This is a genomic window from Candidatus Leptovillus gracilis (genome assembly GCA_016716065.1).
GTDB classification, from domain to species: Bacteria; Chloroflexota; Anaerolineae; order Promineifilales; family Promineifilaceae; genus Leptovillus; species Leptovillus gracilis.
In genome coordinates this window covers 153,670-169,270 of record JADJXA010000025.1, presented here as the reverse complement: position 1 = coordinate 169,270, position 15,601 = coordinate 153,670, and the positions used below count along the sequence as shown (strand labels likewise).

24 protein-coding genes are annotated in these 15,601 nt (G+C 57.6%); 13 read left to right on the top strand and 11 right to left on the bottom strand.

The genetic code is table 11. From position 1 onward, the window contains the following. The first annotated feature begins 1 nt into the window (after window position 1). The gene (locus IPM39_26905) at window positions 2–1,771 is read left to right on the top strand and encodes a hypothetical protein (protein MBK8989646.1); all 1,770 of its coding nucleotides are present in this window, start codon (window positions 2–4) and stop codon (window positions 1,769–1,771) included. Between the two features lie 109 nt (window positions 1,772–1,880). Beyond that, window positions 1,881–2,159, top strand: a complete 279-nt coding sequence (locus tag IPM39_26900) for a hypothetical protein (protein ID MBK8989645.1) — start codon at window positions 1,881–1,883, stop codon at window positions 2,157–2,159. Window positions 2,160–2,243: 84 nt separating this feature from the next. Here the strand turns inward: IPM39_26900 and IPM39_26895 are convergent, their stop codons facing one another. The 8 genes from IPM39_26895 to IPM39_26860 all read right to left on the bottom strand — a co-directional run bounded on the left by IPM39_26895 (window position 2,244) and on the right by IPM39_26860 (window position 6,550). Continuing rightward, window positions 2,244–2,948, bottom strand: a complete 705-nt coding sequence (locus IPM39_26895) for an alpha/beta fold hydrolase (GenBank protein ID MBK8989644.1) — start codon at window positions 2,946–2,948, stop codon at window positions 2,244–2,246. A gap of 24 nt (window positions 2,949–2,972) precedes the next feature. After that, window positions 2,973–3,416 (bottom strand): DUF3887 domain-containing protein, encoded by a 444-nt coding sequence (locus tag IPM39_26890; protein MBK8989643.1) that lies wholly within the window; start codon window positions 3,414–3,416, stop codon window positions 2,973–2,975. A gap of 1,059 nt (window positions 3,417–4,475) precedes the next feature. Next, entirely contained in the window at window positions 4,476–4,895 is a 420-nt protein-coding gene (locus tag IPM39_26885; GenBank protein MBK8989642.1) for a hypothetical protein, read from the bottom strand. Between the two features lie 31 nt (window positions 4,896–4,926). After that, complete coding sequence (locus IPM39_26880; protein ID MBK8989641.1) at window positions 4,927–5,598, bottom strand: alpha/beta hydrolase; 672 nt, start codon at window positions 5,596–5,598, stop codon at window positions 4,927–4,929. Between the two features lie 104 nt (window positions 5,599–5,702). Continuing rightward, the gene (locus IPM39_26875; protein ID MBK8989640.1) at window positions 5,703–5,858 is read right to left on the bottom strand and encodes a hypothetical protein; all 156 of its coding nucleotides are present in this window, start codon (window positions 5,856–5,858) and stop codon (window positions 5,703–5,705) included. A 54-nt stretch (window positions 5,859–5,912) separates the two neighbouring features. Next, entirely contained in the window at window positions 5,913–6,107 is a 195-nt protein-coding gene (locus IPM39_26870; GenBank protein ID MBK8989639.1) for an SDR family NAD(P)-dependent oxidoreductase, read from the bottom strand. An 88-nt stretch (window positions 6,108–6,195) separates the two neighbouring features. After that, complete coding sequence (locus IPM39_26865; protein ID MBK8989638.1) at window positions 6,196–6,414, bottom strand: hypothetical protein; 219 nt, start codon at window positions 6,412–6,414, stop codon at window positions 6,196–6,198. After that, window positions 6,407–6,550, bottom strand: coding sequence for a hypothetical protein (locus tag IPM39_26860; protein ID MBK8989637.1), 144 nt, complete (start codon window positions 6,548–6,550; stop codon window positions 6,407–6,409). Before IPM39_26860 ends, IPM39_26865 begins: the two co-directional genes overlap by 8 nt. 217 nt (window positions 6,551–6,767) lie before the next feature. Here IPM39_26860 and IPM39_26855 point away from each other — a divergent pair, with 217 nt between their 5' ends. The 4 genes from IPM39_26855 to IPM39_26840 all read left to right on the top strand — a co-directional run bounded on the left by IPM39_26855 (window position 6,768) and on the right by IPM39_26840 (window position 8,391). Then, window positions 6,768–7,223: a ribonuclease HI gene (locus IPM39_26855; GenBank protein ID MBK8989636.1), complete on the top strand. Its 456-nt coding sequence runs from the start codon at window positions 6,768–6,770 to the stop codon at window positions 7,221–7,223. A 12-nt stretch (window positions 7,224–7,235) separates the two neighbouring features. Beyond that, window positions 7,236–7,418, top strand: coding sequence for a hypothetical protein (locus IPM39_26850; GenBank protein ID MBK8989635.1), 183 nt, complete (start codon window positions 7,236–7,238; stop codon window positions 7,416–7,418). Between the two features lie 100 nt (window positions 7,419–7,518). Next, on the top strand, window positions 7,519–8,040 hold the full coding sequence (locus IPM39_26845; GenBank protein ID MBK8989634.1) for a hypothetical protein: 522 nt from the start codon (window positions 7,519–7,521) through the stop codon (window positions 8,038–8,040). A gap of 102 nt (window positions 8,041–8,142) precedes the next feature. Beyond that, the gene (locus tag IPM39_26840) at window positions 8,143–8,391 is read left to right on the top strand and encodes a hypothetical protein (protein ID MBK8989633.1); all 249 of its coding nucleotides are present in this window, start codon (window positions 8,143–8,145) and stop codon (window positions 8,389–8,391) included. Between the two features lie 69 nt (window positions 8,392–8,460). Here IPM39_26840 and IPM39_26835 read toward each other — a convergent pair whose 3' ends face one another. Then, window positions 8,461–8,637: a hypothetical protein gene (locus IPM39_26835; GenBank protein ID MBK8989632.1), complete on the bottom strand. Its 177-nt coding sequence runs from the start codon at window positions 8,635–8,637 to the stop codon at window positions 8,461–8,463. A 686-nt stretch (window positions 8,638–9,323) separates the two neighbouring features. Here IPM39_26835 and IPM39_26830 point away from each other — a divergent pair. The 7 genes from IPM39_26830 to IPM39_26800 all read left to right on the top strand — a co-directional run bounded on the left by IPM39_26830 (window position 9,324) and on the right by IPM39_26800 (window position 12,666). Beyond that, window positions 9,324–9,608: a hypothetical protein gene (locus tag IPM39_26830; GenBank protein ID MBK8989631.1), complete on the top strand. Its 285-nt coding sequence runs from the start codon at window positions 9,324–9,326 to the stop codon at window positions 9,606–9,608. 63 nt (window positions 9,609–9,671) lie between these two features. Next, window positions 9,672–10,004, top strand: a complete 333-nt coding sequence (locus IPM39_26825; protein MBK8989630.1) for a hypothetical protein — start codon at window positions 9,672–9,674, stop codon at window positions 10,002–10,004. A 183-nt stretch (window positions 10,005–10,187) separates the two neighbouring features. Then, a complete protein-coding gene (locus IPM39_26820; protein ID MBK8989629.1) occupies window positions 10,188–10,559 on the top strand; it encodes a hypothetical protein in 372 nt (123 codons plus the stop codon). 414 nt (window positions 10,560–10,973) lie between these two features. After that, window positions 10,974–11,201 (top strand): hypothetical protein, encoded by a 228-nt coding sequence (locus tag IPM39_26815; GenBank protein ID MBK8989628.1) that lies wholly within the window; start codon window positions 10,974–10,976, stop codon window positions 11,199–11,201. Then, a complete protein-coding gene (locus tag IPM39_26810) occupies window positions 11,176–11,526 on the top strand; it encodes a hypothetical protein (GenBank protein MBK8989627.1) in 351 nt (116 codons plus the stop codon). Before IPM39_26815 ends, IPM39_26810 begins: the two co-directional genes overlap by 26 nt. A 31-nt stretch (window positions 11,527–11,557) precedes the next feature. Continuing rightward, the gene (locus IPM39_26805) at window positions 11,558–11,698 is read left to right on the top strand and encodes a hypothetical protein (protein ID MBK8989626.1); all 141 of its coding nucleotides are present in this window, start codon (window positions 11,558–11,560) and stop codon (window positions 11,696–11,698) included. A gap of 56 nt (window positions 11,699–11,754) precedes the next feature. Beyond that, complete coding sequence (locus IPM39_26800; GenBank protein MBK8989625.1) at window positions 11,755–12,666, top strand: hypothetical protein; 912 nt, start codon at window positions 11,755–11,757, stop codon at window positions 12,664–12,666. Between the two features lie 197 nt (window positions 12,667–12,863). Here the strand turns inward: IPM39_26800 and IPM39_26795 are convergent, their stop codons facing one another. Both IPM39_26795 and IPM39_26790 read right to left on the bottom strand, forming a co-directional pair. After that, entirely contained in the window at window positions 12,864–13,772 is a 909-nt protein-coding gene (locus IPM39_26795) for a hypothetical protein (GenBank protein MBK8989624.1), read from the bottom strand. Continuing rightward, window positions 13,760–15,586, bottom strand: coding sequence for a peptidoglycan DD-metalloendopeptidase family protein (locus IPM39_26790; protein ID MBK8989623.1), 1,827 nt, complete (start codon window positions 15,584–15,586; stop codon window positions 13,760–13,762). The genes IPM39_26795 and IPM39_26790 overlap by 13 nt, the downstream gene beginning before the upstream one ends. Between the last annotated feature and the right edge of the window lie 15 nt (window positions 15,587–15,601).

The window sequence follows — 15,601 nt, the reverse complement described above, 5'->3', positions numbered from 1 at the left end:
CATGAAAAAATCCATACTCCTCCTGCCTTTTATATTTTTCATCCTGACTGCTTGCGCCGCTCTCCCGCCCGAAACGGCCGTTCCCACCGCCACCCCGCTGGCAGAACCCACCCCGGAACCACAAACAGGCGATATGGCAGCTCAGCCGCCAACGGCCGTTGAATACAACCTGGGTGAAACCACCATCGTGCAATCCAACTTTCCCGAAGACAGCCGCTTTCACAATATGCCGGTACGCCTGAATGGCGTCATCGCCGTCCCGGTGGGTGACGCTGGCCCCTATCCGGTCGTGGTCATCTTCCATGGCACACATCCCGGCTGCCCGGAAGAGCAAGGCGGCGTGGATCGCTGGCCCTGTGATCCGGAGGTAGAGCAACCCAATTATCGGGGCTTTGCTTATCTGGCGGAAGCGCTGGCGGCGGAGGGCTATGTGGCGGTAACGCCCAACTTCAATGCCGAGAACACCTTTGGTTTTGGCGAAGGTATACCCGGCGAACGGCTGTCCCAACTGGCCGCACTGCACCTGGATGCGCTGGCTGAAGCAGCGGCCGGCGGCCAGAACGATTTTGGCGTGGCGCTAAACGGCCGCGCCGATATGAGCCGACTAGCCTTCTTCGGCCATTCACGAGGCGGCGAGGCCGCCAGTTGGCTGACCAACAGCCAGGGTCTGGCCTTGCCAGATGCCCCAGAAACATTTGGCTATGGGCCGGTTCACGGGCTGCTGCTGCTGGCCCCAGCGCCGATCTTCACCAAGCCCACTGGTTCGCTTGTGCCCCAGGTGGTGATTCTGCCAGCCTGCGATGGGGATGTGGTCGGTCAGGATGGGCAGCTTTTTTATGAAGGGGCGCGGTTAGACCCTAGCCAGAAGGAGTGGGCCTTGTCGGTCTGGTTGGAGCAGGCCAACCACAACGCTTTTAACGAAATTCTTGACCGCGACATGATCGGATTCCCCGACCGCCCGGAGTGCACCGAACTGCTGTCAGGGGAGGATCAACGCCAATTCCTTACCGATATGGCCCTCACTTTCCTGACCACTCTCTTTAGCGACGATCTCCAGGCCGTGGATGAGGCGATGGCCCGCCTGAACATAAACCCGACGGCGCTGACGCCCAACTCTTTGTTCGAGCAGCCGGCGCGGGTGATGACCCTGGCGGCAGCGGCCAACCGCTTGCCGCTGCTGGTTCCGGCCGGCGAAGCGGAACTGGCAACCAATCTGGCTGGCGGCGCGGTCACCGCTGAGGGGCTGACGACTTTCTTCTGCGAGGAAGGTTATTTTACACCCTCGGTACGGCCGGGCAGTGAACCTTGCAAACGGGCCAATGTGACTATTCCAGGCAACCCGGCGATGGTGGTGGTCTCTTGGGAGCAGCCGGACAGCGCTCTGCGGTTGGCGCTGCCGGAGGGCGCCGGTGATTTGAGTGGCTTTACGACGATGAGCTTGAGAACGGCCGTTGATCCCTCATCTCCCTTGAACCAACCCGGCCAAACCCAAAGCTTCGCGGTACAGCTAACCGACCGCACTGGGGCTACGGCCGTCGTCCAGACCCGCCCAGACGAACCAGCGTTGGCCTTCCCGCCGGGAAGCATGCAAGAAGACGACATTTTCGTGGATGGGCTGTTCACCGGGCGCGCCCCCATGACCACGGTGCGCCTGTTGTTGAGCGATTTTGCCGGGGTGGATTTAACCCAAATTAGCGAGATGGCGCTGCTGTTCGGCCAGACGCCGACCGGGACGCTTTTTATGGGTGATATGGAATTGGTAAAACCTTAAATGCAGTTTCCTGATATGGTGACAAAGCCCTATCCGGTTCAACTACTGTTCACCAGCATGGCGTACGGTGGTGGGCTGATGATGGGGAATATCGTCAGCTTCTTCTTGTTTGATCAGGTTCCCCCCCAACTGGTTTATTTACGACAACCCGGTGGTCCGGCTGGCGGCCGGCGTTTTGCTGGCCCTTTTTATTTCCGGTTTGGGTGGACTGCTGGGTGGCGGCATTGGCGGTTGGACGCTCCCTGTTTTTGGACAGAAGGGGGATCATGGGGCTTATGCCTGGCGCAGCGGCATTACCTTTGGCGTGGGGTATGGGCTGCTTTTGTTTCCGGTCATTTTGGGTGTGTCACTGCTGGCTTATTACGACGTTGCTTATACCCCGCATTGACTCAAAAATAATCTTACTTTGCCTGTCTCGTGGGATGGGTTTAGTTTCTTCCCAACACGATTGTGGTTCGATGCAATGAGGGCATTAACGATTCCCGGATTCATGAAGGTCAGAAAACCACTCGCCATGTAGCAGGAGCAGTGGCACATCTATGCGCAAGCCTGGGTCGCCCTTCTCATCCACTGCCAGGGTGACTGCTTGCCAGATGGCAGCGAAGTCGGCCGGCTGAACTTGCCGCGCCGCCTGCAGGGCATAGGCCTGCACGGCCGGCGTCAGCGCCGTGCTGCGGGAGATGGTCTGTGTGAAATGGTCGTAAGGCCAGAGGCGGAAGAGTGGCAGCGAGGCTTTCAGCGCCCACACTTCCATTCGGCTGTACGCTTTGGCGATGGGGGTGGAGCCGATGAGGATCATCGCCGCCACCCTTTCTGGCGCGCGCCGGTAAAGGTGTTGAGCGACGTAGCCGCCCAATGATTGGCCGCAGAGAATGGCCTGGGAGACGCCCAACTCATCGAGGATGACCAGCATGTCCTGGGCGCACTGCTCCAGTGAGAAGCCACCACCGATGGGCTGTGACTGGCCGTGTCCGCGGGCGTCCCAGACCAGGAGGCGGTACTCAGAGACAAACGCTTCGACCTGGGCGTTGAACATGCGGTGGTCCATAGTGGCCCCGTGCATGAAGACGAGCAACGGCTGGGCGGCCGGGCCGCCCAGCCAATAATGTAGCGGACAGCCATTACGCCAGAGGATGTGTTCGGTGAGAAGAGAGGGTGTTTGGTGAAAATCGGTCATGTTGGGTTCTTGCCGCCTGCGGGTTTAAGGGGCTTGCATCGCCTGATTCAGCTTCGGCGCATTGAAGAAAATGCCTTCGACTTGCTCGCCATCAACGGCATATACCAGGGTTAGCAGTACCTCCTCCTCCTCGAATTTGCAGGTGATACCATAGTTGACGTATCCTGGCGTCTTGGCGTTGGCCAGGCGCAATCCGGTGACGGACTCAAACCGACCGCTGGCCCCCAGAATTGTCTCCCGCAAATCCTGAAAACTATCCTCCGGTATCGCGTTTGCCAGCACATCGCTGAAGTCGGCGGTAAAGGTGGCGTAATCGCCATCGTTAAGGGCCTGCATCTTCTCCTCCGCCAGCGTGGTGACATATGCCTCGGAGACGGCCGCCGTCGCCTGTGGTCCGCAGGCGGCCAGGGCTGTCAGGGTCAGAGAAGCCAGGAGAATAAGGACTAGAGTTGTTTTGCGCAATTGCATGGTAAACCTCACTTTTGGAAAGAACTTTACCCCATTCCGTTCAGTTGTATCTGCGAACGTGGGTTGGTGCAACTGGTAGTTGGGGAAAATGGTACGCACGCCAACGGCCGTTCTCCCCACCCTTTATTCCTACCTGAAACGCAAATACGGTCCCGGACACTAGGCCACATGAAAGTGGTCACATTTGGGGCGTTCTATCTCGCCAGTGAAAACCAGGGCGTATGCCACATTTAGCCTGGCAAGGCTACTCGACTGAAACGATAGCTTTCTGCGAAATTTGGGTTAATGCTCGGAAAGCCCATTTAATCGCCATTCTGGGGCGTTTTCTGAATTTTTATCTTGAAGTTACTCCATTTTTGCCGCTTTTAGTATGATTTAACGGCCTTTCGAACCTGGCAAAGTCTAACGCCCCAAATATGACCTGTTTCATCTGACCAGGTATCGTCCCGCCTGGTCACTCGCCATCATCTGCGCCAGGCAGGACAAAACGGCCGTTTTTGTCATTTGTCCCTGGTGGAGTTAACGGCCGTTTTCAATGACGACTTTGGCGTTTACGCGGCGGACGCTGGGGGCGCGGCGGCTGTGCTTCCGGCGGGGCCAGGTGTCCGTACACCGAACCATACTGCTTGATGACCGTCTACCGCAGCGCTTCGTACTCTTTGGGGTCACAGGCAAAGGCCGGTGAATTCAAGCATAGTCCGCCTCCGATTATGGTTTCTTGCCCAAATTGTAGCATGAGACAGGGGCACAACGGCCGTTTGGCAGCCGGCAACCGGGGGAATGGTGTCCTGATGCATGTCAACCGACGGCCGTTTCCTGCACGGGGTTTTGCTTCAAGACTGGAAAAGGCTTAATTCAAACTAACCACCAGAGGTAGAGACTCTAAAATCAAAGTCTGAAAATTAGATGATTTGGCCGGGTTGTAAGAATCGCCACCAGAGGTAGGGTTTGTGAGAAAAGCTGGATTGAACCATTTTGAGGGGTAGGGACCCAATCCCCTAAACGGTCCAGGAAATCTTTTGCGCGAAGCAATGGGTCATCCCTTCGCCACAGCAGTCTTCAAAAAATCGCCGCGCTGACAAAGGCAGCGATGAACACCAAAATCATAACGCCTAAAGTTGTCGCATAATTCCGGGGTTCGACTTGTCCGTTCCGCCCCATGTTACGAATAAGCGGGAATAAGCGCCAGTAGAACGAAGCCGTCGTCAAGGCCAGCACCCACAGGCTGAGCCGTTGCAGTTCGGCATCGGCGTAGAGAACAATAATTGCCAATAGTGACAAGAAAATCAGTTTTGTCCCGGCGATCCAGTTCACCAGATAGTTAACAAACTCATGGATTTCCGGGTACTGTTCTGACTTGTCCCAGGCGGTGAAAACGCCAACAGCATTGGCGTATCTTGAGCTGGGCGCAAAATACAAGGCTAGAACATTCGAAAATTCAAGCAAGATGAATGTGACGATGACAATCTGGACAAACATAGTTGAGAGTTTTCCTTCGTAGAGAAATTCATTATCTTCGGGCGGCAGCGTTTAGCAGTTCAAGCATCGCCACTAGAATTTGCGCGTGTTGGGCTTCGCGGCTTATAGTCGCCAGGTTAGCTTCAGTGCCGAGTTGATAAGCGCCGAACTGGTGATGGTCGCCCCCCTCTATCCTGACATAGAGCGCATCCGGCGGCAGCAGATGTTTGCGGGCGCCCACGCTTTCATCGGTTACACCCAGTTCATTACCGCCATAAAGCAAAATCACCGGTATGTCCAGGCTGGAAATGTCGCTGTTGTCCGCCGGGTAGGATGACCAGATAGCTAACCCGTCCATTTGATCGGGATGGGCGGCGACATATAAGGCGGCAGACGTACCACCAACTGAGTGTCCCCCGATAACCCATTGCTCAATTTCAGGGTGGGCGGCGATGATTTCGTCAGCGACATTGACGTCAAATATCGCCATGTTAATGGGCATGGTCGGCACGACAACCAGATACCCATTTTCGGCGATGGTTCGCAGCAAACCGGCGTAGGCGCGGGGATCAATCCGGCCGCCGGGTAGAAAATGAAGCCGGTATCGACGGCCGTTTGCGTCGGGGTGAACGTCAACCAGGGCCCAGCGGTCACGACGATAACCTCGTCGCTCTGTAACGCGGCAACCGCTTCCGGCAAAGGCGACCGGGCGTAGGTTGCCCACAACCCGCCCCAAACAGCCAGACCGACGAACAGGATGCCAATGAAACCCAGGATGATTTTTCTTCGGGAAATGTTAGCCATTTTTCACCTTTTCACGTCTCTTGGCTATTGCTTCTTTTGAATCTGGCCATATTGCTCCACCGGAGTGGCCTTCTCTTGACCCTCAATGTAGACGCCGACCCATGCCAGAATATCCTGCAGCATCCGGTTGAACTCCCCGTCGCTGATGAAATGACGGCCGATTGGTTGTATGTCCTTCATCGGCGTCAACCTCCGTCACCATGCCTGATGCTGACAGCGATGGCTGGCGAAAAATCAATCGTGCCCACGAGTATATCGGAGGCAGAGTTGGTAGAGCGCGGCGACGGCCGCCAGACGCGCCTCGTTCCGGCCCACCAGGACCAGTTCATATCCAGGCAGGGCGGCCAACTGGCGGGCAATCGCCAGGCCGATGGCCCCATTCGCCCCTGTTACCAGGGCGACACGCCTTGTCTCTGTCTGTTTACGCATGATCTGCTCTCCTTGTTGGCCGCCGCCAGGTGGCAGTCGGCTGCCTAACCAATGGACAACGGTAAACGGCCGTTTACCACCTCACCCTTCACCCAACCCCCGGACAATCGCGGGCAAAAGCCACCAGCAGCGTTGTGTAGCCGGCCTGAGCTTTCTCGCCGCAGCGGGTGCAGGTCGTTTCGCGGACAAAAAGACCTGGTTGGCTGACGCGCCGCCAGGGGGCTAAGCGATGGCCGCCGGCCGCTGCCCGTTCCTCGGCTTCTTGGATATGACGTTGTAATTCGGCCCGTTCTCGTTCGTCAGCCATGAATGTCTGCCTTGTTGTAGTAGGATGACGGCCGTCTACTGCCCCCATAACGGCCGTTATCCCATCCCCATAAAAAGATTATAGGATGCGATGTCGTCGCCTGCCACTGCCCGGAGAGCCGGAGAACGGCCGTCACCACCATCGCTGCTAAACGACCCGGGACGCCCCCACCCTGGTGTGGCTGTCGGCCGTCACCTGCCGTCTCCTCAACGCACCCCTATGCGAAGCACTTGTTCTCTTTGTTGCAGCTTGTTCGGGTCATCCCAGACAAAACAGCCTACGGCTGTAGGTGGGTGAGAACGGGCTGGCATTGGGTCGGTCCGACAAACCCAATCTAACCGGAGGTAGATGAGATGGCGATGACAGCAGTTTCTTTATTCGTGGACGGCAGCTGCCGCGGCAATCCTGGGCCAGGCGGCTACTGCGCGATTATGCAGGCCGGCAGCCAGGAAAAGGTGCTGGTGGATGGGGCCGACGAAACCACCAACAACCGCATGGAGCTAACGGCCGTATTAGCTGGTTTGGAAGCCCTCAAGCGGCCGTGCGCCGTCACCGTGTACACCGACAGCCAGTACGCAGCCAACATTCTAAAAGCCTGCACTGAGCGCAGCCGAAGTGGCGGCAAGGCCAAAGCCAACCTGGACCTGGTGCAGCGGGTGCGGCTGGCGGCAGCCCGTCACACTGTCACTGTGCAGTGGGTCGCCGGGCACAGCGGGCATGGCCTTAACGAGCGATGCGACCGGCTGGCGTATGCCGAAGCGACGCGGCGGCTGAAAGGCGCTTCGGCGGCGTGTACAGCCGGCGTGTAGGAGGTGTAACCCATGTGCCAGATTATCACCTTCAAGCAGTATGGCTCAGTGACCGCGTTGAACCAGGCGTTTGGCGACCGTTGGGTCTACATCGGCCGAGGCAACACCCCTGCCGGCCTGGCGCACTCCCCCCTGGGCAACCCATTCAAGGTCAAGGACTACGGCGGGCAGCGGGGTGTGGCGCTGGAGGATTAACGGCAGCAGGCAGCGGCCGCCGGTCAACCTGGCTGGACACCTTGAGCGCGGCCATCGAAGCCCACAAGGCGCAGTACCAGGCCGAAGTGGCGGCGCTGGCGTGCGAGGCCGGAAGTGGCTGGCGGTGGGCAAGGAACTGCGCCAGGTCTACAGCCGGGCCATCCGGCAGGCGCTGGCCGAGGGTCGCGGCGCTGACGATTTCTTCTGGTCGGGTGACGAGGCTGAGGATGGCGATACGGCCGTTGCCGAAACCCTCTACCAGGCGGCGCGGCGGCCTACCTGTACATTCACGGGCCGGAAGCAGGGTCGCCGGTGCGCGATGGGCTGCTCTGGCAGTTGGGCGAGAAACACCCGTCCGGTCCGGGCCGTGAACCGGGTCTGGCCCAGGCGATGTTGGCGGCGCTGCGGCAGAGTGTTGGTGGAAGGGCGGCTGCGGCCGGACCCGGCTACTGGCGGACCGCGGCTGTGGACGCGGCAAGACGGAACTGTAGGCGCGTCGTATGAGGTAGTCGCCGAGCGTGTCATCTTCCTGGGCGGCGGCAACGGGGCCAACGGGAATGGCAATGGCAACGGTCACGGCGCGGCCGAACCGGCGTATGAAGCGGACGACGTGCCTTTCTAGGACAGATTCGTTCAGATTTGTAAGCATTCTGCTGACTGACAGGCGTGGGCACGGCCGTTAACGGCCGTGTCCACGCCTTTTTTATTTTCCGGAGGCTTCCCCATGATTTCTCGTAAACCAGGTGTGCTTATTCTGCTGCTTGTGACCCTGCTTCTGTTAACCGCCTGTGATGGCGGCGATGGTATCCGCGATAGCTGCCAACATCTAAGCTGCACGCCGGAGACCACCGCCATGGAAAAGATAACCGCGACGTTGGCAGACGCCGAAGACGGCATCATTGACGAAGGCGAATCCGAATTGGGCGATGCTGTCATTCGCGCCGCCGAGTGGTTGGCGAGCGCGGGAGAGTAACCCGCGGAGGCAAGTTGTTGCAAGAGGCTGCTCCCCGATGACGAGGAGCAGCCTCTTTTTTTTCGGGTATCAAGCTTCTGTTCTGTGGGCGGGTTTGCGCCTAACGGCGCGGATGCCGCGAAAGCATACAGGTGGGTCAGTCGCTGCCGCTGCGCCCTCGCCGGGCGGGCTGGCGTGAACGGCCGTACTGCCCTTGCTGAAATCGCTGCCGGACCGGACAACGTAAGCATCTGGGAGTACGCCCATGACACAGCTTTGTGATACCTCAAGAGACACCAATGAACGACCTTAAAACAAAACTGACGGCTCTGACCACCATCGCCCTGGGCGGGCGGCCCCATCTGTTCTACCAGGCGGTGGCCGACACGGTGGCCGCTTTTGTGTACCCCGACGCCCCGATGGACGCCGCCGCCTACCAGCGTGTGCTGGAAACGGCCGATGCCCTGTGCCGGGAAATGGGTTACACCGAGGTGATCCGGCTGACGCCGCCGGACGTGGACCTGGCCGCGGCCGGCCTCTACTGGACGGTCAGCCCCTCCCCGGCGGCCGGCCCACCCCTGCCCGCAGCAACGACGGCCGACCCCGTCCTCATCCACGCCGGCCCCGGCCCGGCGGAACTGCTGGCCGACGGCCTGCTGCTGGACGCCAGGTTGGGCCGGTTGGGTCTGGATGAAGTCAGCCGGCAGCACTTTAAGATTCCTGTGACCGCCAGTGAGGGCGTGGCCGACCTGCTGCATCGGGCGGTGGCGAGCGCCTGGCCCAACGACTACAAAGGGTTGTGGTACGACGTGTTGGGCATGTGCATTCGCGGCGGCGCGGACGTCAGCCCGACGCGGCGGCAGTTCACGGTCATCATCCGCGGCCTGGAGCGGCGCTACTGGCGTTTCCAGGCCGACGTACAGCCGGACAACAGCGGTGCGCCCTACCTCTACATCTCTCTGGTCGAGGAAGCCAATCGGGACACGCCAGGGCTGTTTCCTCTGGGCCAGGTGGTGATGACGCCGGGGGTGGCGGCGCTGGGCATTGACCCAACGCCCTACATCGCTCGCCATGCGGCCGGAGACTGGGGGGAGCTGGAACCTTTCGACAGGCGGCAAAACGACATCGCTCTCAAAGAAGGGTTGCGCATCTTCTCCGCCTACAACGTCGCGGCGGGCGATGACGAGACGACGCGCCTCTGGGTGATTACCGCAGCCGACCGGCCGTTCGGCTGCTAGAGGAGTATTAGCCGTGGGCGGAACATGATACAATGCCAGTATAGGGCAGTACAGGTAACGGATATGGATAAAAATCGTTTGCCCCACTTCACCCATACAGACATCGAATTGATGCGGCTGCGCCTGCCTCTTTCACCAGGGCAGCGTCTTCAGGCGATGTTGGATGCGCGAGCCTTATTGGTCGGAATCATCCGTGGGCGGCTGCGCCGACAATACCCTGATCTGCCCCCCGAAGCGGCGCTTGATCTGAAGCTGCTGGAGGAAATAGAACGTGCCCATCGCCTCAAACCCCGGCCTCAATTTGTTGGGGATAGTCTTCACTTCGGCCACGCTTTGTCATTCCCGCGAAGGCGGGAATCCATGTTCGCCAGTGGATTCCCGCCTTCGCGGGAATGACGGACCACTGTTGGTTCAAACGAAGACCATACCCAATTTGTTTCTCGACATCCTGCTTAAGTTGGAACAGTTCAACATCCACTACGTGATCATCGGTGGTTTCGCGGCCACCATGTATGGAACCACGCGGGCCACATTCGACTAAACGGAAGCGATGCGGTTGGCCGAGGAGGTGATTCAGCTATGGTACCAGATTCAATCTTAGCGGTGGGCGACGTGGTGAAGATTCATAACTGGCATGGTGTCGTTTTGGAGACCCACTTCGCTGAGAATGGCGACCTCTCTATCATCCGGGTGCAAACGGTACGCAACCTATTTCGCGGCTATGGACCAGAGTATATTGATGTGCGTTTGCAGCCAGAAGCCGTCCAGCAGGGAACGATGGTTGAGCTGCGGCGAGAGATTGACACTCACCAGCGATTGTTAGATGGGGCTGTCGCTCGCCTGTTAGAAACGGCCGTGACGGCAGACTTTGCCCCCCGTTGCTCCCCTACCCCTGCCTGTCGCTGCGGATTAGCCCTGTGCCGACACGCCTTTAGACGTATAGCCAATTGAATCAGGTAACAATCAGGCCGCTGGAAGAACCAGCGGCCTTTTTATGTTGCCAGTAAAACGAGGTTTCTATGAACACAACGTTAACCGTCGAAGACCCGCTGGCGGGGCAGGAAGTGACCATCGTGGTCACCCTGGTAGCGGGAGAAGGGGCGCGAGAGGCGCGGCCGTTTCTATTTTCTTGAATTGGTGATGCTTCAGGCGATGTTCCTGATGGCATCAGAGCAACGGCAAGTGCCGCAGCCAGCCGGACGACGTGCGCCAGTTGTGGGCGGCCTTAGATGGTAAGAAGCGCTTTCCGCTGAAGGAGTTGGTTCCCTTGTCGTACACTGTCGGGCATCTACTATAAGGATGGGTTGCTTTTTCGGGTTCACCCTGTTGTATAATGAGCGTGGATACAAGGCATTGAGAGTGAATATGCGCGAAGGGGATTTTTATCCAGAAGAAATCGAACGACTCCGGCAAGCGTATGTGGAGTTCATGGAGATTCGCTCCACTTCCTCTGGCTCTGCCTGGGGTGAGCATTACAAACTGCGGCTGATCCTGCGCGAGATGGGCGTGTATGAGCAGTTCGAGAGCAGCAGTCAGATTGAGAACTATGTGGAGTACGTGATTACCTATGGCCGAAAACCAGACATTTTCTGACCTGATCAGCAGCCTGGCGCCAGGCATGGTGGTGGATGCGAACGGGGAGATTGCGGTTATCGTGGATGTTCTGCGCAGCCAGTTTACGGAAACCGTTTGCTTATTGGTCCGCTTCCCGCGCAACGTCGGCAATGCTCGACCCTACGACATGTTGGAAGTATCGCCTCAGCGCACTTTAGGGGTAGAGCATTGGCGACCGGCAACGCCGGAGGAGCTTGAGGAACGATTGGCGGCCCGTCGCTCCTGGTTGGAGAGGGAATTGGGTCGTCTCAGAGAGATGGCCGCACCGACGCCATTGGTTAGGGAGGCTGTTGCTGCCGATTAACTCGCTGCGGCAGAGATAGCCGCTGCCGTCTGTGCAAACCGCGTCGTTGTCTATCACGGCCGTCGCCACTTCATCAGGGGCGACGGCCGTTTTGTTTTCTGGAGGAAGCATGTACCCCAATCTGGTCACCTACCACATCCACTTGGTGGCGGCTGTTCTATCGAGGATATAATTTGGCTAAGAAAACAGCCTGCTGAAAACCGGACGATTCAAAACAAAGAGGCGACTATGAGCGAGACAACAGACCAGGAACTCATCTCTATCGGCGAAGTGACTATCCCCTTCTATGAGGACCGGCTTATCGTCCAGTTGGGCGAAGATGGCGAAATCTACGTGGCGCTGCGGCCGATTGTCGAGGCGTTGGGTCTCTCCTGGGGGTCGCAGTTCAACCGGATCAAGCGTGATGCGGTGTTGGCGAAGAAAATCCGGACCCTCTCCGTCTTCGTAACGAATACGCAGGGGGAGACTGGGGGGCAAAACCGGGCTGTCATCTGTTTACCGCGACAATATCTGAGCGGTTTCCTTTTCGGGATCAGCGCCGGGCGAATCAAAGATGACCGGCTGCGGGCTAAAGTAGTGCAATTCCAGGAAGAAGCCCATCTCATCCTCGACGCCGCCTTCACCGGGGATGCGGAGTCGGCGATGGCGGCGGTGCGGCAGCGCTATCTGCGCCAGGGGTATGACGAGGCGTGGATTAAGCAGCGGCAGATCACGATAGAGACGCGCAACCAGCTGACCGATGAATGGAAGGCGCGGGGGGTGCAGGGGAAGCAGTATGGGTTGCTCACGGCCGTTGTCCATCGCGGCGCCTTCGGCATGACCCCATCGGAACATCGCGCCCACAAGGGCGTGGAGAAAGGGGAAGTGCGCGACCACATGACGGGGCTGGAACTGGCATTCATCAACGTCGCCGAGCAGGCGACCATCGCCAACGTGCGCGTAGACGATGCCCAGGGGTATGAGGAGAACATCGCGGCGGCGGACAAGGGCGGCCGGGCGGCGGGCGCAGCGCGGTTGGCGTTTGAGCGGGAACATGGGCGAGAGGTGATTAGCGACGAATCGTATCTGGAACAGCGCAAGCGGTTGCAGAGCGGTGCGGCGGCTGATAGCGACGAGGCAGAGCAATTATCTGCCGGGTGAGCACCACCAGGCAGTTTAGGAGCAGGCAACGGCCGTCCAACCAATGGAAACGGCCGTCCCCCAATCTCCACGCCCTAATCCCCCGATGAACGGTCCGACCTTCGAGCCAACCTATCGGGTCTTGCTAGGCGAAACCAACCACAGCCGTGAAATCGCCACATTCCAGGAAATTATTAAACTCAGCCCCTGGTCTTGTTTTAATGAACAGGACACGCGCCGGGTTGTGAGGTAATGGAAACGTCTTCCATGAACAATTCAACCGGCGGTGCTCCGCTGGAATTAGATGTTTGCTGTAAAACAAATTGCCATCGTCCCACGTCTGCCCCCGGAGGTGGACATACAGACTCGATAGAGAATAAAGTCCAATCTGTAGGGTAGGCGTTCCAATGGAATCCGCCAACATCGGTTGGTAAGCCAAGAGGTTGTCCGTTTTGGAACCACCTGACGCTTGCGTGGATAGACCAAATATCTGTATCTACTCCAGGACCAGTTTTCTTACCAAAGAATTGGAAACGATAGCGGGTATTGGGTTGTACGGCAAGGGGCGAGCTTATCAGAAAAGCGTCTGTAGAAGCGAGTTGTGGGAAGATAATCTCGCCTTTGGCGCTGAGCCGGCCGGAGTAGGCTTCATTTGTCGTAGGCAACCACTTTATGTCGGTAAACTGCGAGGTTGCTGCCCAGCAGCGGAATTGCTGCTCAAAACCACCGTTGGCGAATGTCTCACATAAAGCGTACGGCTCGGAAGCCAGGGATAGGCCGTCCACTTGGGCCGTACCCAGGCCATGCGCCGACCCGTTCCAGAATAGGCCGGGGTCGCACCCACCCCCTATGCGACAGATGAATATATCTGCGCCGTCGCCGCTGCTGCCGGGTATGGCAAAGGCGCCGACCGTTGTCAGGTAGAGCTTGTTGTTAGTCGGGTCTGCCCAGAGGCCGTTGACGTCTTCGGCTTCGGTGGTCAAGTTAAATGCCGTACCATCCCAAAAGGGTTCGAACAGTGTCGTAGCGACACTGTAGGCGAACACATCCTCATCATCGAAGCTGCCGCCGCCGGTAACGGCCGTGCCCACTGTACTAAGGGTCCGTAAATTTATTACTTCCCGCACTTGCCCCTTGTTATCAAACTTACGGTGCAGGAACTTATTCTTTTACAGGCCCTAAGTAGGTAACGGCCGTCAGGACCAAAGCTGAACGCATCTACATCTCCTGCAGGTTTGTCCAACTGGCTGTGGGCAAAAAACTCCCTGATGGTTCCGGCTGTATCTGTTCCCAGCGAAGTGGGGGAAAAGCGATAAAGTTGGGTGAAATTACCACCGATACCTGACCCTAAACGGGTTAAACTGTAATAAATGTCGCCTTCCCGGAAATCGAAATCATCCACGTTACTGGCGGCCAGCCCGACGTCTGAACCATCGAACAGCAGGGACCACTCGCCGGTGACGGCGTTGTAGGCCAGAATGTCTTCGTCGGCATAGGGAATGTTGCCGGCCGTGCCGCTGCCGGCAAAGGAGACGTAAATTTCATCGCCGGGCGGCGAGGTGAATTCGGCCGGGGCCAGCATAATGGCGTCGGCCACAACATGGGCGTTTGGGCTTGTTTCGCTGACGGTTGTGGCGTTGGTCAGCCGGACGTACTCCGTGACGCCGGGCTGCATGGCAAAATCGTAACGGCCGATATAGGCCCAGGGACCATGTTCATATTCGTTGTTAGGATAGGCAGCCTGGACGACGATGGCAGTGTGGGTTTGCCCATTGTGCCGGATGGTGTACGCCGCGCCCAACGTCTGGTCATCGCCCGGTGGGACGTGGACGAAGACGTCATAATCGCCAGGCGGGGTGAAGGCATCCGGCCGGACGTACCAAAAAGCGCCGCAGGTGGGGATGCCTGTGGCGCTGACGGGGACGCGGCGGTAAGCGAGGTTATACGCGGCGCTATCTGAGACCGGCTGCCAGCACTCCGGGTAAGCGGGATCGATGGTAGACGAAGACGGATCTATGCCACCGGCATAAGCCGAAACGAAATCGGCCGAACGGTCATCAATGATCATACGTGGATTGTTTACGGCCGGTTCAGGGACAGGCGGCACGTTTGTGCCAGGGTATTGGTCAGCATAAGAGACAAGAGCGGGTGGCGTTGCCCATAAGTTATAACTAACTGCTCCTGCTGGTGTACCTGATGGATTAACGTAGACCGACCAGGGATCAACTGTCTCTGTTGGTGCGACCCAGCCATATGGATTTACTGGCTTATATCCCTGATTGCTTAAACGGATTTCAAAATGAAGGTGCTGGGCACAATTAGGATCGTCGGGAACAGTCCCACAATTTCCCAAAACCGCCCCCGTATTACCGCTAATTCCTAAAATACGATTTCGATTTCCTGGATCATTTGAGTCTATGGTAATTTCATCACCAGCTTGGACTGTCAACACACTCAAATGCCCATACCATGTTTCGTAATTCGTTTCAGGCGTATGGTCAAGAATAACATACAAGCCATAACTGGCTCTGTGGTTAGAAGGATTATACCAGTTCGCTTCTTCTACTATCCCGTTAGCAGCTGCTAATACAGGCTCATACTTGAGACTGTAGTCTATGCCAGCATGCTGATCATATCCATAGCCGCCAGGAATATATGGCTCCCCTGAAGGGACAGGTGTAACAGGATAGTGTTGGCTACCGTCATGGTGAACAACATGAACGTTACCATCGTCACACACACTTGCGCATGGCAAGTTATGATCAAAAACTTGCCAAATATCCTCCTGATTATAATAAACCGGTCCGAGAAAAGGTCGCGGCGTCGGCACTTGAAGCAAAGCGTTAGCTGGCGTGAGGCTATTTTTGAATATAAGCCAGCCGATTACACTCCAACAAATTGACTGAATAACAATTGTAATTACTGTTGTTTTCTTTGCCATGATTTCCTCCATAGT